This is a genomic window from Chitinophaga sp. 05T412 (genome assembly GCF_056396465.1).
Window position 1 is genome coordinate 1 of record NZ_JBFTLN010000092.1, and the last position, 436, is coordinate 436.

A 436-nucleotide genomic window follows, 5' to 3' on the forward strand; every position below is an offset into this window, starting at 1 on the left:
GGTCTCGGCATCGAGGCGTCCATCGACGGCGACGGTGACCTCGAGTTCGCCATCGTCGACGACGAGGGCGCCAGCACGACGCTCTTCGCCCGCGTGGCCGAGGGCGACCTCGCACTGGTCCGCTTCTTCGGCCAGTGGCAGCTCGCCGAGCCCGTCTCGCCCGACCGCAACGAGCGCATCGCCCGCTGCAACGACCTCACCATGCAGCTCAACATCGTCAAGCTCTCGCTCGTGCAGGAGAGCCTCGTCGTCTCCGCGGAGCACGTCATCACGCCGAACGCCGACCTCGAGATCCTCGTGCCGCTCTCGGTGAACCACATCCTCCAGAGCGTCGGCTTCTTCTTCCAGTCCTGGCTGCCCGTCGACGACGCGCCCGCCGGCCCCACCGCCTGATGGGCGAGTTCGTCCGGCTCGAGGTCGAGGACGGCGTCGGCAC

General features: G+C 69.0%; 1 protein-coding gene. It reads left to right on the plus strand.

Translation table 11 applies throughout. The annotated features are described in order from the left end of the window. The coding region (locus AC1DFM_RS34820) for a hypothetical protein (protein ID WP_477081388.1) at nt 1-393 on the plus strand (393 nt) is incomplete at its 5' end. Nucleotides 394-436 lie beyond the last annotated feature (43 nt).